This window comes from Rhabdochromatium marinum, assembly GCF_016583795.1.
Classification (GTDB): Bacteria; Pseudomonadota; Gammaproteobacteria; order Chromatiales; family Chromatiaceae; genus Rhabdochromatium; species Rhabdochromatium marinum.
In genome coordinates this window covers 1-22,384 of record NZ_NRRS01000033.1, presented here as the reverse complement: position 1 = coordinate 22,384, position 22,384 = coordinate 1, and the positions used below count along the sequence as shown (strand labels likewise).

Below are 22,384 nucleotides of genomic sequence, written 5' to 3'. Positions count from 1 at the left end.
CCGTTCCGACTGTCAGTGCCACTTAGAGATCCGGACCAATGATCAGATGCAGGCGTACCCCGGGGTCGCTCTTAGTCAAGGCATAGCCCAGATCGACCCGCACCCGACCGAGTGGGGTTTGATAGTTGACGCCCACGCCAGCACTTTGCTCCCATTCGGCGTTGTATTCTGGATCGAAAGCATTGCCAAAGTCGGTGAACATTGAGGCACTCCATTTTCCCTTGATATGGCGTTGCAATTCCAGCGAGCCGACCGCCAGATAGCGCCCGCCCAGGGTTTTATCGGTCACCGGATCATTGGGTCCCAACACGTCATAACCCCAGCCGCGAATGCTGTTGTCGCCACCGGCGAAAAAGCGCTGGCTGGCCGGCACATCGTCGAGATTCGCCGCCCAGGTCGCGCCCAGATTGGTGCGGGTGACCAGGCGATACTTATCGCCGAAGCTCTTAATCCACTTGGCATTCAATGACCCGCTGAACCAGGAGGCATCGGACAGCAGACCTTCGCTGGTCCCCTGCACCAACGCCTTGACACGATAGCCATTGCGGGTATTGATCGGATCATCGGCGACGATTTTTGACCAGGCGATGCTGGGCACCAGGCCGTTGAAATTGGAGTTTTCCTGATCGCTGACCTCGAAGTCTTCGTATTGGTACTCCAGGCCAATGTCACGCCGCCAGCCCCGGCGCCCGGCACGCGACCAGGCGGCTTGCAGGTTAAACAGCGTGCCCTGCCGGGTGGCGGTGTCGTAAGCCCCGTAACTGGGATTGATAACAATGGAATCGCGCACCGGATTGCCCACCGGGATCTCGTATTCCAGATCCAGCGTTTGAATACTGGTTGATAAGGCGATCTCGGCTTTGAGCTTGTGGCCATAGCGGCCGATGTAACGACGCCGATAATCGAGTGTCAGCCGAGGTCCCACATCGGTGGCCATGCCCACCCCGACACGATAGCGGTTGGCATTATTACGCTCAGCAACCACCGTGATCGGCACTTCGCGCTCGGCATCCGCAAGCAGCTTTTGCGGGTTGATAGCCACATTTTTGTAGTATTCCGTGCCCATCAAACGTCCCTGCAGCTCCAGCAGCTCATCCGGATCATAGACGGCTCCGGGCTTAAACGGGACATAGCGTTGCAAAAAATCATCCGCCAGCAGATCCTGCTCGAAACGCACCGGACCCAGGTAGTAACGCGGTCCGGTCTCAAGATGAAAGCTGATGCTCGCCTGATAGGTCACCAGATCAACCAGGACCTGCCGGCGTGTCAGCGCGGCATCCAGATAGCCCTGCTCGGAGGCAATGGTTTCGATGCGCTCCTTGGCCTTGGTGTAAGCGCTATGCAAGAGCACATCGCCCACCTGCATTGGGAACTTGGCGGGAAACACGCCGGCGTTGGCCCCGGGGCCATCTACCTGATAGTCGATGCTGGCAATGCGTACCGGCGGCCCGGGATCGACCTGATAGCGCGCCACCCAGGCACCGCCCTCCTGTGCCGGCTGCGTCAGCGAATCCTTGACCTGCACCCGATACAGACCAAAGGGGGCGAGCGCGGCCTTGATCTGTTCCGGCGCACGTCGATGCAAAGCCAGCAAGCGCATTGAACTGAGCGTCTTGTCCTCACGCTCCTGATAGATACTGAGCAAACTCAGGACATTGCTTTCCTGTTCACCGCTTAAGCCCTCCACTTGGACTTGGAGGGTGATCGCCATCACCGCGCCCGGCAACAACCACAGCATGGCCAGCAGGCTCAGCTGGCCGACTGACAGGTCCCGCTCAGCCTTGCCCATATCAACCTCTATAGAACCCGGCAATTAACGCGCGGCCTGCGCTTGAAGAGCACGCGCCGCGCCAATGAGTGCAATACGTTCTTCGAGCACCAGCTGCACCGGAATGGCTTCCAGCAGCCCCCGCATGCGCCCCTTGTCAAGAAAGCCCTGCAAGAAGCCGCCCTCCTGCAGCACAGCGAGATTTTTCGGCAGGATACCGCCGGCCAGATAGAGCCCACCGCGCGCCATCAGCTTGAGCGCGGTATTACCCGCCTCGCGACCAAGCAAGCGCATAAAGAGCTCCATGGTCGCTTGGCAAATGCCACATTCACCCGCCGCCGCCAGCGCGGAGACGGTGGCGGCCACATCGCCGCCAGCGGTCTGCTCCATGCGCGGATGATGCGTGCCCTCATTATACGCAAGCACAAACTCATAGAGGGTTTCGATCCCCATGCCCGAGACCACCCGTTCCCAGCTCACCCGGCCAAAGCGTTCCTGCAAAAACTCCAGCAGGGCGAACTCGCGGGCATCGGTTGGCGCAAAATCCGTATGGCCACCTTCGGTGGCGAAGGGATGATGGCGCTGCCCGTCCCAAAACAGCCCGGCCTGCCCCAGCCCGGTGCCCGGTGCCACCACGGCGATATGGCCCTGGCTGTCGGGCTGGCCTGCTTGCAGACTGAGGCACTGCTCCGGCCTCAAGCCGGGAATGCCCCAGGCCACGGCTTCGAGATCATTGAGCAGGCGCACCCAATCAAGCCCAGTGGCGGACTCCAGCGCACGGGCATCCAGTTGCCAGGGCAGGTTGGTGGCCTCACACCGATCCGCCACCACCGGCCCGGCAATGGCCAGAGCCGCCGCCGTCGGGCGCACCTGCCCCTGGGACGCCAACCCATCCAGATAGTCGGTCACAATCGCCGCCAGTCCAGCATAGTCGCGGCTGGCATAGCGCCGCTCGTGGTGAAGTTGCACCGACCCATCGGTGGTTTGCGCAATGGCAACCTGGGTTTTAGTGCCGCCAATATCCCCCACCAACACGGACATAACAATCTTCCTGTGCAGTCCCAGACATTCAACGCAAACGCTGGGTGATAAAACGAAACGCGGCGGCCTGAAGCCCCTCCGCTCCCCACAGCAGCACCCGCGCTTCCCACAGCATGCGCTGGCGCACGCACACCGGCAAGATCCCGGTTCCCTGATACTGCCCCGGCTCAGTCGTTGCTTGCAGCACCACGCGGTTGTAGCCCATCTCCATATCGACACCGGTGAAATCGATCTCAACCCGTTGCGGTGCCTGCAGCGCCTTGAGCTGCACCTCCAGCTGCAAGGGTGTCAGCAGCGGAATGCCGGACGGCTTGATGGCAAGCTGCACCTGTCCGCCGGCCGGAAACCGTGCAATGCAGGCGCGCTGGCGCAGATCACAGGACGCTGGGGCGCGCGCCAGCCCTTCCACCGGCGGATGCAACACGGGCTGCAATTTCACCACCAAGGTCAGCATGACCGCCCCCAGCAGAGCGGTCAGAATCAGCCACCATCGGTACTGTGCCACCTGGGCAAACCAGTGTTTAAGCGCCATTGGGGATGCCTTCATCAGTCGATTACGCACCAAAATAACATCATGATGCACCACAGACTCGCCAGCAGTCGGTGTTTCCGCTAAGGTAGCGCTCCCGTTTTACCCATGCCTGGAGCCGCCCAACCATGACCCAAGCACGCGCCTTTCGTATTCATCAAGACGCTGACGGCCATCGTGCCGGCATTGAAACGCTCAACATCCCTGACCCCGAACCCGGTGAGGTCTTGCTGCGCGTCAGCTATTCCTCCATCAACTTCAAGGATGCGCTGGCCGGCACCGGTCAGGGCAAAATCCTGCGACAGTTTCCCTTAATTGGCGGCATTGATGCCAGCGGCGTGGTGGAAACCTCGGCCCATGCCGGTTTTCAGCCTGGCGATGCGGTCCTGGTGACCGGCTGGGGGCTGAGCTTTGATCATGATGGTGGCTATGCCGAGTATCTGCGAGTGCCAGGTGACTGGCTGATTCCCCTACCGTCGGGACTCGATCTGGCCGACAGCATGACGCTCGGCACCGCCGGTATCACGGCAGCACTGGCGGTACATCAAATGCGGCTCAATGGACAGCAGCCGGATATGGGACCCATTTTGGTCACCGGCGCCAGCGGCGGGGTCGGCAGCCTAGCCATCGCGCTGCTGACCAAACTCGGCTTCGAGGTTACTGCTGTTTCCAGCAAGACCGAGCTGCATCCCTGGCTGCGGGAGCTGGGCGCCACGCAGATTCTTGGACGCGACCAGCTTCCAGGGGGCGAGCGGCCACTGGAACGCGCGGTCTGGGGTGGTGCCATTGATAATGTTGGCGGTGCCATGCTCAGTCAGATCACCCGCACCCTGATGCCCCATGGCTGTATTGCCAGCATCGGCCTGGCGGGCGGAACTGATCTCCACACCACGGTGATGCCCTTTATTCTGCGCGGCATCAAATTGCTGGGCTGTAATTCGGTGGATATTCCCACGCCATTGCGGCTGGAACTCTGGCAGCGGCTCGCCGGGGACTGGCAGCTGAATTTAGCCCCCATTCGCACCGCCACCCTCGGACTCGACGAACTCCCCGCCGCCTTCGAGCGCATGCTCGCCGGTCACACCCACGGGCGCTTGCTGGTCGATCTGCACGCCACCTCTTAAACGCCAAGCGCCCCACAGCTTCTGATCACTTGAACCAATGCCTGAGCAACCCCTGCACCAAGCCTACGCCATGCCTTCCATCACCCCACAACAGCGCCGCTGGCTGAAACAGCAGGCGCATCATCTGAAACCCGTGGTCATGCTGGGACAGCATGGGCTAACCGATGCGGTACTGCGGGAAATCCAGCGGGCGCTGGAGCATCATGAACTGATCAAAATCAAGGTCAGCGCCGGGGATCGTGATGAGCGCGAGCAATTGATCGCCACCATCACCGAGCACACCGCCGCTGAGCTGGTGCAGCGGGTCGGGCATACCGCGAGCCTGTATCGGCACAATCCCGACAAAGCCGAGCCGCTCAGCCTGCCAACACTCTAATTCAACGTCCTCAGGAGCGTGGCGGGCTTCAAGGGGAGAGGTTGGTTGACAGCAGATCAGGCCGCAGAAGCGCGCTCCAGAAACAGCCGCGCGAAATTTTGCGCTGTCGCCTGGGCGACTTCGGCAACCTCCAGACCGCGAATGGCAGCGATGGTCTCCGCCACCAGAGGAACAAAGCGCGGCTCGTTGGACTTGCCCCGATAGGGCACGGGCGCGAGATAGGGGGCATCGGTCTCAATCAGCAGCCGATCCAGAGGCACCTGCTGAGCAACCTGCCGCAGTTCATCGGCACTCTTGAAGGTGATAATGCCAGAGAAGGAAATATAAAACCCGAGATCCAGGGCCGCTTGCGCCATCTCCCAAGTCTCGGTAAAGCAGTGCATCACGCCACCAACGGCACCAGCCTCCTGCTCACGTAGCACAGCCAGGGTATCCTCGCGCGCCTCACGGGTATGAATAATCAGCGGCTTGCCGCAGGCGCGCGCGGCCTGAATGTGACGGCGAAACCGCTCACGCTGCCAGCCAAGCTCGCCCTGACTGTGATGATAATCCAGCCCGGTTTCGCCAATAGCCACGATGCGCGGATCGGCGGTGGCCAGTTGGGTCAGTTCTTCGAGCGATGGCTCTCGCACGTCCTGTGAATTCGGATGCACGCCAATGGACACCAGCACCTGCGCGTAGGGATCAATCAGCGCGCGCATGGCCGGATAATGCTCCAGATCAATACTGACCGACAGCAGGCGCGTCACCCCCGCCTGCCCAGCCTGAGCCAGCATGGCAGAAAAATCGCCGTCGTAGGGGGCGAGATTGACACGATCAAGATGGCAGTGGGAATCAACAAACATCAGCGCCTTCACTACATGGTATGGGTGCCGCGATCCGACTCCAGCGCACCGGCCAGATACTCCTCGATCTTGCGCCGTGCAATGCCCTTGTCCTGATCGCTGAACTGGATGCCCACCCCAACGGCGCGATTGCCTTCCGCGCCAACCGGAGTAATCCAAATGATTTTGCCCGCCACCGGAATGCGCTCGGACTCTTGCATCAATTGCAGCAACAAAAACAGCTCATCGCCCAGCTGATAGCGTTTGCTGGTTGGTATAAACAGCCCGCCATTGCGGACAAAGGGCATATAGGCCGCATAGAGCGCATTCTTATCCTTGATGGCAAAGCTGAGAATGCGTTGACGCCCGGGTTTCTTCTCTTCAGCCATAGGTGCGAATCAGTGCGAAAATGGCATAACAACAGTGCTGAGCGCACAGCATAGCACTTCAGTTCCGCCCAGCGGCTGTTGCAGCGGCCGCCGTCAGCAACGACCAGCGAATCAGCAAAGATTCGAGCAGCAGTTGTTTGTTTACTGAGGATTGCACAAGCGTGCGGGCGCGCATCATCTGACGCAAAAACTCATGCAGCCGCACCGGCGGCACGCGCGCAGCCAGCGCCTGCAATGTCTCACGCAAGTCCGGATTGCTCAGATAGGCCGTGCGCGGATCACTCGCCAGACGCGCCAGATCGCACAACCAGCCCAGCACAGTCTCCAGCACCAGGGGCACATCCAAAGCCTGCCAGGCCTGCGCAATGGCCAACGGATCCTGACGCCCCTCGGCAACCGCCAGAAATTGCTGAAAGCTCTGCTGGCGCAGTCCCAGGTACTCCGCTTGCGCCAGCGTCAGCGCGCGCAGAGGTGCCCCCTGAGCCAGACGCAGTAACAGCTCAGGCGCGGCTGGCGCCGGGGCTTGTGGTGAGGATTGCGCTGAAGATTGGATTGGGGATTCCGCTTGAGCCGCGAGCCGCGCCTGCAGCCAGGGCAAGGCCACTGACTCGGGCGGGGGCACCAGCATCAATTGCTGACAACGACTGCGAATCGTCGCTGGCAGTCGGGTCACATCCGTAGCAATCAGCAGCAGCAGGGTTGCGCGGGTGGGCTCCTCCAGGGTTTTGAGCAGACTGTTGGCCGCCGCCCGGTTCATGGCTTCAGCCGGGACAATCTGAATGATCTTATGGCGACCGCGATGACTGGTCAGATTCTCGAGTCCGACCAGCTCGCGAATCGCCGCCACCTTGATCTCACCGCTGGCACTCTCGGCATCAGGCCCAATGCGCTGCAAATCGGGATGGTTGCCCCCGACGATCAGGTGACAGTCTTCACACTGAGCGCAGGGCAAGCCATCCGGGCCGGGGTTCTGACACAGCAGCGCCTGGGCAAAGCGATCCGCAAACAGCCGCTTGCCCAGCCCGGAGATACCGCTCAGCAGCCAGGCATGTCCCAGCCGCCCTCGAGTGTGCGACTCCCACAGATGCTGCCAATGCTCAACCAGCCAGGGCGGAAAGGCAGCGCCCGCTGTGGCGGTCACAGGTGCAGTGGCTGCGGGTGCTGTTGCGCTCATGGGTGCGCGATCCGCGCATCGCTGACAAAGGTCTGGAGCACCTCACACACCTGTTGCGCGACCACCTCAACCTCCAGGCTCGCATCCAGCACCCGGAATCGGCTCGGCTCCTGCCGGGCACGCTCCAGATAGACCTGCCGGGCGCGTTGGAAAAATTCCAGGGTTTCGGCCTCGAAACGATCCGGCGCCGAACGTGCCTTGGCACGCTGCAAGCCCAATTCAGCGGGCACATCAAACAACAAGGTGAGATCGGGGCGCAATTCACCCTGCACCAGGGTCTCCAGCCAAGCGATAGTGTCCTGCGGCAGGCCGCGTCCACCGCCCTGATAGGCAAAGCTGGCATCGGTAAAGCGGTCACACAGCACCCAAGTGCCAGCTGCCAGTGCCGGCTGCACGGTTTTGGCCAGATGCTCGGCCCGTGCCGCGAACATCAGCAGCAATTCGGCTGTGGCGCCCAGCGCCCTGCTGTCCGGATCCAGCAGCAGCGCGCGAATGCGCTCGGCCATGGGTGCCCCACCCGGCTCGCGGGTCTGAAGAAAGGGCACCTCAAGCGCGCGCAAGGCCGCTGCCAGGGTGTCGCACTGAGTCGATTTGCCCGCGCCTTCGATCCCTTCGAGCGTGATGAAACGACCGCGCCCCGGTTGGTCCGCCTGGGCCGGCTGGACTAGCAGAGCAGCGGCGCTGGAAGTCATTGAAACCGGCTCAGGTCGCAGTGGCCGTTGCGCTGGAAGCGCTGCACTGCGCAGTTATGCTCCGCAAGCGAGGCGGAAAAATAATGGCTGCCATCGCCGCGGGCCACAAAATACAGGCTATCGCCATCTTGCGGGTGCAGGGCGGCATGAATCGCCTCCCGCCCGGCCAGCGCAATGGGGGTAGGCGGCAAACCGGCGCGGGTATAGGTGTTGTAAGGCGAGTCGGTTTCGAGATCAGCGCGGGTTAAATTGCCGTCGAAGTCATCGCCCAAGCCATAGATCACCGTCGGATCGGTTTGCAGTCGCATGCCTTGTTGCAAGCGGCGCACAAAAACCCCAGCAATCGCAGGGCGCTCAGACCCCAGAGCCGTTTCCTTCTCAATCACCGAGGCCAGGATCAAGGCTTCTTCAGGGGAGGTCAGCGGCAGATCGGGATCACGTTCTGACCATTCCTGATCGAGCACTTCGCGCATGCGCGCATGCGCCCGCTTCAGCACTTCGATATCGGTCACGCCACGGTGGAAAAAATAAGTGTCGGGGAAAAACCAGCCTTCCGGGTGTTCAATTCCAAGGCCCAGCGCCGCGATGATTTCCGCGTCAGTTAGGCCCTTAAGCTTGTGCTGAATCTCGGGCGCGGCGGCAATGGTGGCCAGCACCTCATGAAAGGTGCGCCCCTCAATCAGGGTCACCGGATATTGCACTGAGCGCCCCGAGACCAGTAAGTCGAGCAACTGTGGGGGCGTCATCCCCGGCTTCAGGGCATATTCACCCGCTTTGAGCTGATTGGCCTGCTGGCGATTATAGGCCAACGCGATGAAATAGTGGGCATTGTCCAGCATCCCCTCGGCATGCAAGCGGCTGGCCAGCGCCCGCAAGCCCTGCCCGCGCGGCACCTCAAGCAGGATGGGTTCATCCAAAGCCTCAGCCTGATCGCCCAGCGTGATGGGTGCATTGAGAAACCGCTGATAATCCTGCCACAGATAGGATCCCGCCCCGGCACCGAGGCCGAGCAGCAGCAACAGGGAAATCAGCGTGTTTCTCATTGAGGTCAGCCACCACCTCTGGGGCACAAGCGACACACCCCTGGTGCGCGCCCCACAGCCTTCAGCCCCGAGTAAAAATCAAGGTGCCATTGGTACCGCCAAAGCCAAAGGAGTTGCTCAGTGCATAGCGCATCGGCATCTCCCGGGCCGTGTTGGGCACCACATCCAGATCGCAGTCAGGATCCGGGGTTTCGTAGTTGATGGTAGGTGGCGCCACTTGGTCGCGCAGTGCCAGCACGGAGAAGATGGCCTCGACACCACCGGCTGCACCGAGCATGTGTCCCGTCATCGACTTGGTCGAACTCACCGCGACCTGCTTGACATGATGGCCCATGGCCAGCTTCACGCCCTTGACCTCGGCAATATCCCCCGCCGGAGTTGAGGTGCCATGTGCGTTGATGTAATCAATCTGCTCAGCATTCAGACCGGCATCGGCCAAGGCCAGTTTCATACAGTCACAGGCGCCCTGACCATTTTCGGAGGGAGCAGTCATGTGATAGGCGTCGGAATTCATGCCCACGCCGACCAGTTCGGCATGAATGGTCGCCCCGCGGGCCACCGCCATGTCGTATTCCTCCAGCACCATGATGCCGGCCCCATCGCTCAGCACAAAGCCATCGCGATCCTTGTCAAAGGGGCGGCTCGCCCGCTCGGGTTCATCGTTGCGGGTGGACAGCGCCCGTGCCGCCGCAAAACCACCCAAGCCCACTGGCGAGGTGGCCATTTCCGCACCACCGGCAATCATGACATCCACCATGCCATGGCGAATCATCAGGGCCGCTTCACCGATATTGTGCGTGCCGGTGCTACAGGCCGAGACGATGGAATAGTTCGGGCCTTTCAAGCCGAACTTGATGGACAGATTACCCGCCACCATATTGACGATATTGGCGGGGACAAAGAAAGGCGAAATTTTCCGTGGCCCACTTTTTAGATAAACACCGTAGTTGTTCTCGATGCCGGTGATCCCGCCGATGCCCGAACCAACGGCCACACCGATACGGGCGCGGTTGTCATCCGTGATTTCAAGCCCTGAGTCATGAATCGCTTGGGTACCCGCTGCCACGCCATAGTGGATGAAGGCATCCATCTTGCGCAGGTCTTTCTTTGATATGTACTCAGTGGCATCAAAGCCGTAGATTGGCCCGCCGATACGCGTACTGAAGGGCGCGACATCAAAGTGCGTGATGGCCTGAATGCCGCTGCGGCCATTCAGGATGTTGTCCCAGGCGGAGGCGATATCGAACCCGACGGGGGAAATAATACCCAAACCGGTAACGGCGACCCTTCTACCTGACATGTATCACCTCTTCACTTGCTCCTGTTCACCGATGCCCTTCTTGCTTGACTCACCACTGGGACTTGCACCGCCGACCTCTTAAGGCCGCTCCGTTCACATTGGTGGCACGCACGCTCATGTGCGTCGACAGGACATTCACAATTGTTCAGACTTTCCATCTCAATTATTCACCGCCTGAAGGGGTGAAAACGCCCAGCTCAAATCACCACAACCCCGCAAAGCCAACGGTTGGCCACCAAGCCGTTTAACGTTTAAGGCCTTTGGCTACCGGACCGCAGAGGCTCCGCGCGATTCAAGGCTGGACCGGGAAATCAAGCCTGATGGGCGTTAATGTAATCGATCGCCTGCTTAACGGTGGTGATCTTCTCGGCATCCTCATCCGGAATCTCGGTCTCGAATTCTTCTTCGAGCGCCATCACCAGTTCGACGGTATCGAGCGAATCGGCTCCAAGATCGTCAACGAATGAAGCCTCCGGGGTGACTTCCTCGTCCTTAACGCCCAATTGTTCGACAACGATTTTTTGGACTCGCTCTTCAACGCTGCTCATTGTTTAACAAACCTCCAGTGAATGAAACCCTCAAGCGCGAGGGTCGCGGTATTTTAGAGTCAAAAACCCTGGGTTAAAAGCATAAAACGGCCGACATGCGACCGCTTAATCCATCAGCATGCCACCGTTGACATGCAGGGTCTCGCCGGTGATGTAACCAGCCTGGGCCGAGGCCAGAAAAGCAACAGCGCTGGCCACTTCTTCAGCCTGTCCCAGCCGCCCCAGCGGAATATTTTTCAGCAGCGCTTCGCGCTGTGGCTCGGGCAGCGAGCTGGTCATATCGGTATCAATAAAGCCCGGCGCCACGCAGTTGACCGTCACCCCGCGCGCGCCGATCTCGCGGGCCAGAGACTTGGAAAATCCGACCAGTCCGGCCTTGGCCGCCGCATAGTTGGTCTGCCCGGCATTGCCACTAAAACCAACCACCGAGGTAATATTGATGATACGGCCATAACGCGCCTTGGTCATCGCCCGCATGCAGCGCTTGGTCAGTTGAAACACTGCGCTCAGGTTGGTGGCAATGATCGCATCCCATTCCTCATCTTTCATGCGCATCATCAGGTTATCCCGGGTGATGCCGGCATTATTGACCAACACCAGGGGCGCGGCACCGAATGTTTGATTGATGCGCTCCAGCGCCGCATCCATGCTGGCGGTATCGGTCAGATTCAGGCACAGCCCCAGGGCCTCGTGGCCTTGACTGCTCAGCTCCTGCTGAATCCGCTGCGCGCCTTCCTCAGTAGTAGCGGTGCCAGCCACGCGCATGCCCTGCTGACCCAGGACGGCGGCAATCGCCCGCCCAATGCCCCGGCTGGCCCCCGTTACCAATGCGATTTGATTGTCCATGCGTTACTCTACCTCCGCAATAGCCGCCTGCAGCGTTTCTGTATCGACAACCGCCGTAGTGGGCCGCGTTTTATCGATGCGCTTGCCGAGTCCAGCCAGCACCTTGCCCGGCCCGCATTCGATTAAGTGCTCAACGCCGCGCTCACCAATGGCGCGAATGGTCTCAACCCAACGCACGGGGCAATATAACTGCTGAGCCAACTGCTCGCGCAGCTGTGCCAGATCACCGGCCACCGTCACGCTGGCGTTATGAATGACCGGAATCTCAGGCTGACGCAGCGAGCAGGTATCCAGTGTAGCGCGCAGCTGATCAGACGCCGGGCGCATCAGGGCGCAATGCGATGGCACACTGACCGGCAGCAACAGCGCACGCTTGGCGCCAAGCGCCTTGGCCGCCGGCAAGGCACGCTCCACCGCCGCCCGCTGACCCGCAATCACCACCTGACCAGGCGCATTGAAATTGACTGCCTCCAGCACCTCAGCGCCCGCCTGCTCGGCGCACAGTCGCTGAACCTGTGCATCCGTCAGCCCCAGAATGGCCGCCATGGCGCCAGCCCCAACCGGCGTCGCCTCTTGCATCAGGCGGGCGCGTTCGGCGACCAGACGTGCCGCATCGGCCAGATCAAGCGCACCGGCACACACCAGAGCCGTGTATTCACCCAGGCTATGCCCGGCCATCACTTCAGGTGCCGGCCCACCGGCCTCGCGCCAGCAGCGCCAGACCGCCACGCCAGCCGCCAGCATGGCCGGCTGAGTATTTTGCGTCTGATCGAGTTCCTCGGCCGGCCCGTCACTGACCAGTGCCCACAGATCGCGTCCCAGCACCGCCGACACCTCAGCAAAGGTCTCGCCCACCTGAGCATGGGTGCTCGCCAGTTGGCCGAGCATTCCTACGGATTGCGAACCCTGTCCGGGAAATACAAAGGCTAATCGCTTGGCCATGAGTCCTTCTAATATGGCAGTCGTTGCATGTGGATGGATTGAAACGTCTGAACTGGAGACAATTTAGCGCAGCAGCTTAATAGCGCAGCAGCACCGAACCCCAGGTAAAGCCGCCGCCAAAGGCCTCCATCAGCAGAGTATGGCCGCGTTGAATCCGGCCATCGCGCACCGCTTGATCCAGCGCCAGCGGGATGGAAGCGGCTGAGGTATTGCCATGCTTGCCAACAGTCACCACCACCTGTTCCATGTCCAGATCAAGCTTGCGCGCAGTGGCCTGAATAATGCGCAGATTGGCCTGATGCGGCACCAGCCAATCGATATCCGAGCGCTCCATGTCGTTGGCATGCAGGGCCTCATCGACAATACGTCCCAAGGTGGTCACCGCCACGCGGAACACCTCGTTGCCCTTCATTTCCATATAGGGCGATCCGGTACCGCCATTGCCGATTCCGGCTGGAACTTGCAGCAGGGATTTATAGGCTCCATCGGCATGCAGATGCGAGGAAATAATTCCGGGTTCGTCGGTAGCCCCCAACACCACCGCCCCGGCCCCATCACCGAACAGCACGCAGGTGATGCGATCCGTCCAATCGATGATGCGCGACAGGGTTTCCGCCCCCACTACCAAGGCGGTGCGTGCAGCCCCGGTGCGGACAAACTTCTCCGCCACTGAAAGCGCGTAGACGAAACCAGTACACACAGCCTGCACGTCGAATGCCGGGCAGCCATGAATATCGAGACGGTGCTGCAACAAACAGGCGTTACTCGGAAACACCTGATCGGGCGTGGTGGTAGCCACCACAATCAGATCAATATCCTGAAATGCGACGCCAGCGGCTTCGATCGCCCGGCGTGCGGCAACTTCGGCCAGATCGACACAGGTTTCGCCTTCCTGCACGATGTGTCGCTGCTCAATACCGGTGCGCTCACGAATCCAGCGATCAGTCGTATCGACCATCTGCTCCAAATCGTGATTGGTCAGCACCTTCTCCGGCAGACAACTGCCCGTACCGAGAATTTTTGCGTAAGCCATCAGGCCAGCGCCTGCGCTTGCATCTCTGCGACCGGCGCTCCCGCATCCTGGGAATCAGCCACGTCACCCTCGGGAGACACGGAAGGAACCACAAAGTGCGCTGCCACCTCATGGGCAATCCGCTCGGGGATATTGCTTTGAATTTCCTCGCGCGCGATATGAATGGCATTCTCGAAAGCCAGCACATCAGCGCCGCCGTGGCTTTTTACCACAATGCCCCGCAACCCCAGCAGACTGGCGCCATTGTAGCGGCGCGGATCGACTTCGCGCCGAAAAGCTTTCAACACCGGCAGCGCAATCAGCCCCGACAGGCGCTTGAGCAGATGACCGTTGAATTGCGCCTTGAGCCGATGCGCCAGCAAACGCGCGACACCCTCGCTGGTCTTGAGCGCAATATTGCCGACAAAACCATCGCAGACCACCACATCGACATCCCCGAGGTAGATATCATCCCCCTCGACATAGCCGACATAATTGAGTGTGCTCTTGCTCAGCAGCTCATGCGCTTGGCGCACCTGCTCGTTGCCCTTGATCTCTTCGGCGCCAATGTTCAACAAGCCAACACGCGGCCTTTGCATGCCATCGACAGCACGCACCAATTCATTGCCCATGACAGCAAACTGAAACAGGTGCTCGGCAGTGCAGTCGATGTTTGCACCAAGATCCAGCATGTGGGTACGGCCAGTCATTGCGGGCACGGCGGTCATGATCGCCGGGCGATCAACATGTGGCAGAGTTTTAAGCACAAAGCGCGCGGTAGCCATGAGCGCGCCGGTATTGCCCGCGCTCACGCAGGCATGCGCTTGGCCCTGTTTGACCAAGTCAAGCGCCACCCGCATGGACGAGTCCTTCTTGTTGCGCAGCGCTTTGGAAGGCAATTCATCCATGCCAACCTCTTGCGAGGCCGGATGCAGACGCAGACGCGGATCCCCGGCCTTTTTCCCCAGCAGGGGGCGCAGACGTTCCTCGCGACCGACCAGAATGAGCTGCGTATCCTGCGCTTTGTCGAGAAAATCGACCGCAGCCGGCACCACAACCTCTGGCCCGTGGTCGCCGCCCATGGCATCAAGGGCGATTATGTGGCTTAGGCTCAAATCAGCGATCCTTACAGTGAAAACAAAGCAGAGCGGCGCGACCCCATCACAGCTGTCCGCGCCTTACCCCATGACTTAACTCATGGATTTCTTCATTTTAATGACTTCGCGGCCACGATAGTAACCATCAGGCGCGATGTGATGGCGGCGATGCATTTCGCCCGTCTCGGGATCATCAGCCAGCGTCGGCTTCGACAAGGCATCGTGCGAGCGGCGCATCCCGCGCTTGGAAGGGGTTTTACGATTTTGCTGAACAGCCATTCAAATCTCCACAAACTGGTCTCAAAAACTGGTGGGTCTGGCCTGCGGCGCTGTGAGTAAGCGCCCCTCCAAACCATACTAGCCGTATGGAAACGGCATCAAACAAGAATCGCTCAGCGACCCTGGGTCTTCCACTGTGCCAACACTGCAAAAGGCGAATCGGCTTGGGACTTGGCATCATCCGGTGGCAATACAACCGCCTCGGCCTCATCCAGTGGCGACTCACCGACTGGCAATGCCACCGGGCAGTCAGACTCAGGATGCCGTGGGAAGGTCGGTATCGCGAGCAGGACTTCATCCTCAATTAACTGCAAGGGGCGCAGCAGCGACTCATCAAGCAGCAGCGGATCATAGTCATCCGGCAACGCGGCCGCTTCATCCAGCCCCTGCACCACCGCCAGACTGGCCTGTTCATCAATCGACCAAGGCAGCGCCTCAAAACAACGCTGACAGTGCAGCCTCAGCTCAGCGCGCACCGCAACCCGAACCACAACACGCGCCGCGTGGCGCTCAAAATCCAGACTGAACGCCACATCACCCCCTGAATCAGCCAGCAACGCCCGCACCCTCGGGAGGGCTTGGACGGCAATGCGACCCTGGTAATGCTGTGCACGCGCAACAGCTCGCCAAGGATCGATGAACTCGGGCAAATCAGGCGAAACATTCGACATCAGCCGCACAATATAACCTGTGGTTATATTCAAGGTCAATATCAACCCTGATTCAGGGACTTAGCAAAGCCACGCGCCAAAGCCCTGATGACAGCATTCTCAGGTGCCAGTCAAGGCCAGCAGGATACCAGCGGCAACGGCTGAACCAATCACGCCGGCCACATTGGGTCCCATGGCATGCATCAACAGGAAATTATGGTGATCCGCCTCCAGCCCAACTCGATTGACCACACGCGCCGCCATGGGCACCGCTGATACACCAGCCGCCCCAATCAGCGGATTCACCTTGCCGCCGGTCACTCGATGCATAATTTTGCCCATAATCACCCCGGCTGCCGTCCCGATCGAAAAGGCCAGCGCGCCCAGCAACAAAATCCCCAGGGTTTCGAGGGTCAAAAACTTATCCGCCGACAGCTTGGAGCCCACCGCCAGACCGAGCATAATGGTGACGATATTGATGATTTCATTTTGCGCCGCGCGACTCAGGCGCTCGACCACCCCACACTCACGCAGCAAATTGCCAAAGGTCAGCATGCCAATCAACGGAGCCGCCGAGGGCAACAGGGCCGCGCACAACAGCAGGACCACAAAGGGAAACAGCATGCGTTCCAGACGCGAAACCGGACGCAACTGCTGCATCACCACTGCACGTTCCTGCTCCGTCGTCAGCGCCCGCATGATGGGCGGCTGAATAATGGGCACCAACGCCATGTAAGAGTAAGCAGCCACCGCAATGGCGCCCAGCAGCTCCGGGGCCAGACGCGAGGCGAGAAAAATCGCCGTGGGACCATCGGCACCGCCGATAATGGCAATCGCCGAGGCATCCTGGAGGCTGAAATCGAACCCGGGGACAAAGTTCAGCGCCACCGCTCCGATCAGGGTGGCAAAGATGCCAAACTGCGCAGCAGCCCCCAACAGCAGGGTTGAGGGACGTGCGATCAAGGCGCCGAAGTCAGTCAGGGCACCGACGCCCATGAAGATCAGTAGCGGGAAGACGCCGGTTTCGACACCCACGATGTAGATTTGCCCGATCATTCCGTCATGGCCGCCAATGCCAGCCACCGGAATGTTACTCAGCAGTGCCCCAAAGCCAATTGGCACCAACAGCAGGGGTTCGAACTTTTTAGCGATGGCGAGATAGATCAACACGCCACCCACGCCCATCATCAGCGCCTGACCCCAGGTCAGGTTCGCGATCCCCATGGACGCCCAGAGTTTGAGCAGCTCTTCCACTGACTTAGCCCAACACAACCAGCGGAGCGCCGAGCGACACCGAGTCGCCGGCCTTGACGCGAATCTCGGTGACCTGACCAGCCGCCGGCGCGCGCACCTCGGTCTCCATCTTCATCGCCTCAAGCACTACCAGCACTTCCCCGGGGTTCACGGATTGCCCGGCCGCCACCTGAATCTTGACGATATTGCCCGCCAAGGGCGACTCAATCACCTGTGCTGGTCCCGCTGCCGGGGCTGCTGCGGGAGCTGCAGCAAGCGCTGGCGCCGTTGCCAAGCTCTCGACAGCACCGGCGGGTGACACCCGTACATCATAGCTGGCGCCATTGACTTCAATGCGGTACGCCTCAGGCCCACCAGTGGCGGTCGTCGCCGACGCAGTGGCCGCTTCGGTTGCCTGGGCTGATTCGCGCGCATCAAGTTCCCAGGGCGGCGCTTCGAAGGCGGCCGGATTGTCGCGATTCTCCAGGAATTTCAGGCCCACCTGCGGGAACATCGCATAGGTGATGACATCGTCCACCACCGCATCGGCCAGACGCAGCTGACGCTCCTTGGCGATGGTTTTCAGCTCAGCGGTCAGCTTGTCGAGTTCCGGCTCGATTAAATCCGCCGGCCGACAGGTCACCGGCTCGGCGCCCTCAAGCACCCGCGCCTGCAAGTCCTGATTCACCGGCGCTGGAGTCGAGCCATAGCTACCCTTGAGCACGCCGGCAGTTTCACTGGTAATGCTCTTGTAACGCTCACCCATGAGCACATTGAGCACGGCCTGCGAGCCAACAATCTGTGAAGTAGGCGTCACCAGCGCGATGTACCCCAGATCCTCGCGCACCTTGGGGATCTCTTCCAGCACTTCATCCAGGCGATCCGTCGCCCCCTGCTCGCGCAGTTGATTTTCCATGTTGGTCAGCATGCCGCCCGGCACTTGGGCCACCAGAATGCGCGAATCCACCCCGCGCAGCGCGCCCTCGAAGCGAGCATATTTCTTGCGTACCTCGCGGAAATAGGCCGCGATTTCCTCCAGAAGAATGATGTCCAGCCCGGTATCGCGTTCCGTACCCTGCATGATGGCCACCACCGATTCCGTCGGCGAATGCCCATAGGTCATACTCATTGAGGAGATGGAGGAATCGACCATATCAATGCCAGCCTCGGCGGCCTTGACGATGGACGCGGTACTAAGTCCGGTGGTGGCATGACACTGCATGCCAATCAAAACATTCTGCGGTTCGCAGACCTCTTTCAGCCGCCCGATCAGCTCCTCAGCCACATAGGGCCGCAACAAGCCGGCCATGTCCTTGATAGCGATGGAATGACAGCCGAGATCCACCAGTCGCTTGGCCAGATCCACCCAATAGTCGATGTTATGCACCGGGCTGACGGTATAGCTCAGCGCGCCCTGGGCATGAGCACCCGTGGCGAGTGCGGCGCGTACCGGACGCTCAAAATTGCGGATGTCGTTCATGGCATCAAAGATGCGGAACACATCAATGCCATTCTTCACCGCCCGTTCAACGAAGGCATCGACCACATCATCGGCATAGTGGCGATAGCCCAGCAGATTCTGCGCCCGCAGCAGCATCTGCTGGCGAGTGTTGGGCATGGCAGCCTTGAGCCGGCGCAGCCGCTCCCAGGGGTCTTCGCCCAGATAGCGAATACAGGCGTCGAAGGTCGCCCCGCCCCAGGACTCCAGCGACCAAAAACCGACCTGATCGAGCTTGGCAGCAATCGGCAGCATGTCATCAATGCGCATGCGGGTTGCCAGCAGTGATTGGTGCGCATCGCGCAGCACCACGTCGGTGATGCCGAGAGGTTTGTTCTGCTTCATGGGGAAAATCTCTTGCTATTTCCGTCCGTCAATGTCGGGCTCGGTAATGTGCAACCGCTGCCGTAATCACCGCGATTACATCGGTTTGCGCGACTGCCCCGCCGCTAGGCAGCGCCGCCGCCGAACTGTCCAGCCGCTCCACCGGAGCAACCCGCGCCGCAAACCAAGACATGCCACGCAGCAACACCACCAGCAACATCAAAAAGGCAAAGACAATGCTCATGCCAATCAGCATCAGCCACAGGCTCTCGCCAATCATTTCGGTCTCCATCCAGGCCCCCTTCCGCTGCCTTATTCAAACGGGTGGCGCAACACAATGGTCTGCGCCCGATCAGGTCCGGTCGAGACCAGATCAATCGGACAGCCACCCAAGTCCTCAATACACTCCAGATAGGCGCGTGCCGCCGCCGGCAAATCCTCGCGTGTCAGCGCCCCGACGGTTGATTCACTCCAGCCGGGGACCTCAATGTAGTGTGGCGTTACGCGCGCCAGCTCCTCGGCACCCAGCGGCGGGCGATCCAGCGTCTGACCGTCCAGCTCGTAGCCGGTGCAGATGCGAATCCGCTCCAGGCCATCGAGCACATCGAGCTTGGTAATGCACAGCCCCGAGACGCTGTTAATCGCAAAGGCCCGCCGCAGCGCGACCATATCGAGCCAGCCACAGCGCCGCTTGCGCCCGGTGGTGGCGCCAAATTCATGGCCATGCTCGCCCAGATAATCGCCATCGGCATCAAAGAGTTCCGTCGGGAACGGCCCACCACCGACGCGCGTAGTGTAAGCCTTGACGATGCCCAGCACATAATCGAGATCCAGCGGACCAACACCGCTGCCTGAGGCCGCCCCACCAGCGGTGGTGGTTGAGGACGTGACAAAGGGATAGGTGCCATGGTCAATATCCAGCAACGCCCCCTGCGCCCCCTCGAACAAAATCGAGGCCTCCTGTGCCCGCAGCTGATGCAAGCGCCCGGAGACATCACCCACCAGCGGGCGGATGCGCTCTGCCCAGGCCAGGGCAGTATCCAGCGTTGCCGCCACATCAACCGGCTCGGCCTTAAAATACGCCGTCAGTGCAAAGTTGTGATATTCCATCACCTCGCGCAGACGCTCCTCAAAATGGCCCGCCTGCAGCAGCTCACCCAGGCGAATCCCGCGCCGCGCAATCTTATCCTCGTAGGCCGGGCCGATACCGCGTCCGGTGGTCCCGATGGCCTTATTGCCACGCGCGCGCTCGCGCGCCTGATCGAGCGCTATATGGTAGGGCAGAATCAGCGCACAACCGGGGCTGATGCGTAAGCGCTCCTCGGCCTTGACACCTCCGGCTGTCAACGCATCCAGTTCCTTAAAGAGCGCATCCGGTGCCAGCACTACCCCATTGCCAATCAAACACTCGACATTGGCATGCAAAATCCCTGAAGGAATCAAATGCAAAATGGTCTGCTGGCCATCAATGACCAGTGTATGCCCGGCATTGTGCCCGCCCTGAAAGCGCACAACCGCATCGGCACGCTCGGTCAGCAGATCGACGACCTTGCCTTTGCCCTCATCGCCCCACTGCGTTCCGATAATGACGAGATTCTTGCCCATGGTTATCTATCGCTATCGTTCTTTATCTTTTAAGGTCTGTCAGCGGCGGCACCGGTCAGGGGCACCAACTGCCAGCGCCCATCGCGGCGTTCCAGCTGCTGCGTGCAGCCGAGAGCCGCCGCATGCTCAGGCTGCCCGGGCAGCCAATCCAATACCCGCCGCCCGGAGGCCCGCAAGTCGCCAATGATGGCCCGCAGCTCGGGATCCTGATCCTGCGGCGCCAGCACCGCCTCAACGACCGGCGCTGGCGCAGCTTCCTGCGCCGCCAGGCCGATCAGCCCCTTCAAATCAGTGCTAAAGCCCACCGCCGGGCGCGCATGGCCAAAAAACTCGCCAATGGCGTCATAGCGCCCGCCGCGGGCGATTTCCAGTCCCCAGCCCGGCACAAAGGCGGCAAAAACTACGCCGGTTTTGTAGGTATAGCCACGCAACTCGCCCAAATCGAAATGCACCGGCACCTGCGGCAGCCAGGCATGCAGCCTCGTGGCGATCTGGCGCAGATTCTCCAGTGCCTGATGGACGCAATCCTGCGCCCGCGCCAGGCGCTCCCCGGCGCGCTCCAGTGCATCATCGCCATTGAGCTCCACCAGCGCGAGCAGCATATCGGCCACCTCTGGTGCTGCCTTGCATTCATCAAGCAACGCCACCAACTCCGCGCTGGCCTTGCGTTGCAGAATACCAAAGAGCGCCAGCTCCTGCTCCCGCGTCAGCCCGGCCTGCTCAGCCAGACCACGAAAAATGCCCACATGGCCCAGATCGAGATAGGCCGACTCAATCCCCGCCGTCTCCAGCGTCACCAGCAACAGGCGCAGAATTTCAACATCGCTCTCCGCACCCGCATGGCCGTAAATATCCGCGCCAATTTGCATCGGGCTGCGGGTGCCGGCAAAGCCATCCGAGCGAGTGTGCAGCACAGTGCCCAAATAGCACAAGCGGGTCGGTCCCTCGCGGCGTAACTGATGAGCATCAATGCGCGCCACCTGCGGAGTCATATCCGCGCGCACCCCCAGCAGGCGACCGCTGAGCTGATCGGTCAGCTTAAAGGTTTGCAGATCCAGATCGCGCCCGGTGCCAGTCAGCAAGCTCTCCAGATAATCGATAAAGGGCGGAATCACCAAGTCATAGCCCCACGTATCGAACAAATCGAGCAGACAGCGGCGCAGCCGCTCCATCTCGCGCGCCTGGTGCGGCAAAATTTCCTCAATACCGGTCGGCAACAGCCACCGATCCTGATGCGTATTCATGGGCTAAGACATTCGTCGGTCAATTCACAAAATACAGCAGCGCCACGCCACTGGCCATGCTCAGCAGACCCGCAACGCGCAAACTGCGATTCGTCTGCCGGGCAACATCAAGCATCGTGCGGCGCATCGTCTCCGGCGCCGCAAAGGGCAACAGCCCCTCGATGACGAAAACCAAGGCCAAGGCCACCAGGAAGTCATGCCACATGCCAATCCATCCAGAATTTGCTCCACCCCACCAGCACCCGCCGCGCCCCAACTTTGCACCACACCGGCACCCCAAAACCAGGGTCAGACCTCGGCAAAGGCGCGCATCATTGCAGAAGGCACCGCTAAAGTCCATGCCGGTCCATGGCTGGGCATCATCCGCGCCGCGCCTGAACTCGGCACCGGGGCAAAGTGCATCGCCGGATTTAGCCCCCGCTAGCGGCTATTAGTGGACCCCCAAGTGGGCAAACCAGAGAATACAACAGCACCTGATCGGCCCCGTTGACATGGACGAGAAACGCGCGGCGGCTTTTCTACGAAAAAGACAAGGAGAAAACAATGCGCCGCTTGCCCCTTTCTGCATTTCAATAGGCGGTTTGCACTTGTGTTGATGCCTGCATGCCTGTTTGCGGGTCGGTGACCTGAATCACCAGTGTTGCATTGCCGACAGTGGCCGGTACCTTCAACAGAGCCTCGCTGGCGGCGAGATCAAAGCTCGCGGTACAGGTGCTAGCTGTCAAGTCCCGGAAGATTGTAAGGCCGCTTTGAAAACAATTCTGGCTCGCGTTCGTACCATTGTTTTAACGCCTGGATGGGGGCGACATGGCCCAACGCGCGTTGAGGGATCTGTTGGTTGTAGAG

24 protein-coding genes and 2 pseudogenes are annotated in these 22,384 nt (G+C 60.5%); 2 read left to right on the top strand and 24 right to left on the bottom strand.

Annotation, left to right across the window (positions count from 1 at the left end):
- Positions 1-22: 22 nt before the first annotated feature.
- From CKO36_RS10910 to CKO36_RS10900, 3 genes are read right to left on the bottom strand one after another with little or no spacing between them, the layout of a single operon-like run.
- Entirely contained in the window at positions 23-1,789 is a 1,767-nt protein-coding gene (locus CKO36_RS10910) for an autotransporter assembly complex protein TamA (protein WP_200284092.1), read from the bottom strand.
- 24 nt (positions 1,790-1,813) lie between these two features.
- Positions 1,814-2,809 (bottom strand): glucokinase, encoded by a 996-nt coding sequence (locus CKO36_RS10905; protein WP_200284091.1) that lies wholly within the window; start codon positions 2,807-2,809, stop codon positions 1,814-1,816.
- A gap of 28 nt (positions 2,810-2,837) precedes the next feature.
- Positions 2,838-3,356: a hypothetical protein gene (locus tag CKO36_RS10900; protein ID WP_200284090.1), complete on the bottom strand. Its 519-nt coding sequence runs from the start codon at positions 3,354-3,356 to the stop codon at positions 2,838-2,840.
- Between the two features lie 110 nt (positions 3,357-3,466).
- Between CKO36_RS10900 and CKO36_RS10895 the strand changes: the two genes are divergently transcribed.
- Together CKO36_RS10895 and yhbY are read left to right on the top strand one after the other, a co-directional pair.
- A complete protein-coding gene (locus tag CKO36_RS10895) occupies positions 3,467-4,462 on the top strand; it encodes an oxidoreductase (RefSeq protein ID WP_200284089.1) in 996 nt (331 codons plus the stop codon).
- Between the two features lie 37 nt (positions 4,463-4,499).
- On the top strand, positions 4,500-4,838 hold the full coding sequence (gene yhbY, locus CKO36_RS10890) for a ribosome assembly RNA-binding protein YhbY (RefSeq protein ID WP_242469535.1): 339 nt from the start codon (positions 4,500-4,502) through the stop codon (positions 4,836-4,838).
- Between the two features lie 56 nt (positions 4,839-4,894).
- Here yhbY and CKO36_RS10885 read toward each other — a convergent pair whose 3' ends face one another.
- From CKO36_RS10885 to CKO36_RS19765, 21 genes and pseudogenes are all read right to left on the bottom strand, one after another.
- Entirely contained in the window at positions 4,895-5,683 is a 789-nt protein-coding gene (locus tag CKO36_RS10885; protein ID WP_200284088.1) for a TatD family hydrolase, read from the bottom strand.
- A gap of 11 nt (positions 5,684-5,694) precedes the next feature.
- Positions 5,695-6,051, bottom strand: coding sequence for a PilZ domain-containing protein (locus CKO36_RS10880; RefSeq protein WP_200284087.1), 357 nt, complete (start codon positions 6,049-6,051; stop codon positions 5,695-5,697).
- A 58-nt stretch (positions 6,052-6,109) separates the two neighbouring features.
- On the bottom strand, positions 6,110-7,225 hold the full coding sequence (gene holB / locus CKO36_RS10875) for a DNA polymerase III subunit delta' (RefSeq protein ID WP_200284086.1): 1,116 nt from the start codon (positions 7,223-7,225) through the stop codon (positions 6,110-6,112).
- Positions 7,222-7,917 carry a dTMP kinase gene (tmk, locus tag CKO36_RS10870; RefSeq protein ID WP_200284085.1) on the bottom strand — a complete coding sequence of 232 codons (696 nt, stop codon included), beginning with the start codon at positions 7,915-7,917 and terminating at the stop codon, positions 7,222-7,224. Before tmk ends, holB begins: the two co-directional genes overlap by 4 nt.
- Positions 7,914-8,960 carry an endolytic transglycosylase MltG gene (gene mltG / locus CKO36_RS10865; protein WP_200284084.1) on the bottom strand — a complete coding sequence of 349 codons (1,047 nt, stop codon included), beginning with the start codon at positions 8,958-8,960 and terminating at the stop codon, positions 7,914-7,916. The genes tmk and mltG overlap by 4 nt, the downstream gene beginning before the upstream one ends.
- Positions 8,961-9,021: 61 nt before the next feature.
- A complete protein-coding gene (gene fabF / locus CKO36_RS10860) occupies positions 9,022-10,260 on the bottom strand; it encodes a beta-ketoacyl-ACP synthase II (RefSeq protein WP_200284083.1) in 1,239 nt (412 codons plus the stop codon).
- 311 nt (positions 10,261-10,571) lie between these two features.
- The gene (gene acpP / locus CKO36_RS10855) at positions 10,572-10,808 is read right to left on the bottom strand and encodes an acyl carrier protein (protein WP_200284082.1); all 237 of its coding nucleotides are present in this window, start codon (positions 10,806-10,808) and stop codon (positions 10,572-10,574) included.
- A 105-nt stretch (positions 10,809-10,913) separates the two neighbouring features.
- Positions 10,914-11,654, bottom strand: coding sequence for a 3-oxoacyl-ACP reductase FabG (fabG, locus tag CKO36_RS10850; protein ID WP_200284081.1), 741 nt, complete (start codon positions 11,652-11,654; stop codon positions 10,914-10,916).
- 3 nt (positions 11,655-11,657) lie between these two features.
- Positions 11,658-12,596, bottom strand: coding sequence for an ACP S-malonyltransferase (gene fabD, locus CKO36_RS10845; RefSeq protein ID WP_200284080.1), 939 nt, complete (start codon positions 12,594-12,596; stop codon positions 11,658-11,660).
- A 76-nt stretch (positions 12,597-12,672) separates the two neighbouring features.
- Positions 12,673-13,629 (bottom strand): beta-ketoacyl-ACP synthase III, encoded by a 957-nt coding sequence (locus CKO36_RS10840; RefSeq protein WP_200284079.1) that lies wholly within the window; start codon positions 13,627-13,629, stop codon positions 12,673-12,675.
- Between the two features lie 104 nt (positions 13,630-13,733).
- A pseudogene (gene plsX / locus CKO36_RS10835) lies at positions 13,734-14,723 on the bottom strand (phosphate acyltransferase PlsX); the annotation flags it as partial.
- 75 nt (positions 14,724-14,798) lie between these two features.
- Positions 14,799-14,984 (bottom strand): 50S ribosomal protein L32, encoded by a 186-nt coding sequence (gene rpmF / locus CKO36_RS10830; protein ID WP_200284077.1) that lies wholly within the window; start codon positions 14,982-14,984, stop codon positions 14,799-14,801.
- Positions 14,985-15,097: 113 nt separating this feature from the next.
- Positions 15,098-15,688, bottom strand: coding sequence for a YceD family protein (locus CKO36_RS10825; protein ID WP_200284076.1), 591 nt, complete (start codon positions 15,686-15,688; stop codon positions 15,098-15,100).
- A 66-nt stretch (positions 15,689-15,754) separates the two neighbouring features.
- Positions 15,755-16,888 (bottom strand): sodium ion-translocating decarboxylase subunit beta, encoded by a 1,134-nt coding sequence (locus tag CKO36_RS10820; RefSeq protein ID WP_200284075.1) that lies wholly within the window; start codon positions 16,886-16,888, stop codon positions 15,755-15,757.
- Between the two features lie 4 nt (positions 16,889-16,892).
- Complete coding sequence (oadA, locus tag CKO36_RS10815; RefSeq protein ID WP_200284074.1) at positions 16,893-18,710, bottom strand: sodium-extruding oxaloacetate decarboxylase subunit alpha; 1,818 nt, start codon at positions 18,708-18,710, stop codon at positions 16,893-16,895.
- 28 nt (positions 18,711-18,738) lie between these two features.
- On the bottom strand, positions 18,739-18,969 hold the full coding sequence (locus CKO36_RS10810; protein WP_242469534.1) for an OadG family protein: 231 nt from the start codon (positions 18,967-18,969) through the stop codon (positions 18,739-18,741).
- Between the two features lie 32 nt (positions 18,970-19,001).
- A complete protein-coding gene (locus tag CKO36_RS10805) occupies positions 19,002-20,294 on the bottom strand; it encodes an adenylosuccinate synthase (RefSeq protein ID WP_200284072.1) in 1,293 nt (430 codons plus the stop codon).
- A 29-nt stretch (positions 20,295-20,323) separates the two neighbouring features.
- The gene (locus CKO36_RS10800) at positions 20,324-21,538 is read right to left on the bottom strand and encodes an ATP phosphoribosyltransferase regulatory subunit (protein WP_200284071.1); all 1,215 of its coding nucleotides are present in this window, start codon (positions 21,536-21,538) and stop codon (positions 20,324-20,326) included.
- A gap of 19 nt (positions 21,539-21,557) precedes the next feature.
- The gene (locus CKO36_RS10795) at positions 21,558-21,743 is read right to left on the bottom strand and encodes a DUF2065 domain-containing protein (protein ID WP_200284070.1); all 186 of its coding nucleotides are present in this window, start codon (positions 21,741-21,743) and stop codon (positions 21,558-21,560) included.
- A 364-nt stretch (positions 21,744-22,107) separates the two neighbouring features.
- The gene (locus tag CKO36_RS10790) at positions 22,108-22,263 is read right to left on the bottom strand and encodes a hypothetical protein (protein WP_200284069.1); all 156 of its coding nucleotides are present in this window, start codon (positions 22,261-22,263) and stop codon (positions 22,108-22,110) included.
- A pseudogene (locus CKO36_RS19765) lies at positions 22,253-22,384 on the bottom strand (IS481 family transposase); the annotation flags it as partial. The gene CKO36_RS10790 and the pseudogene CKO36_RS19765, both read right to left, overlap by 11 nt.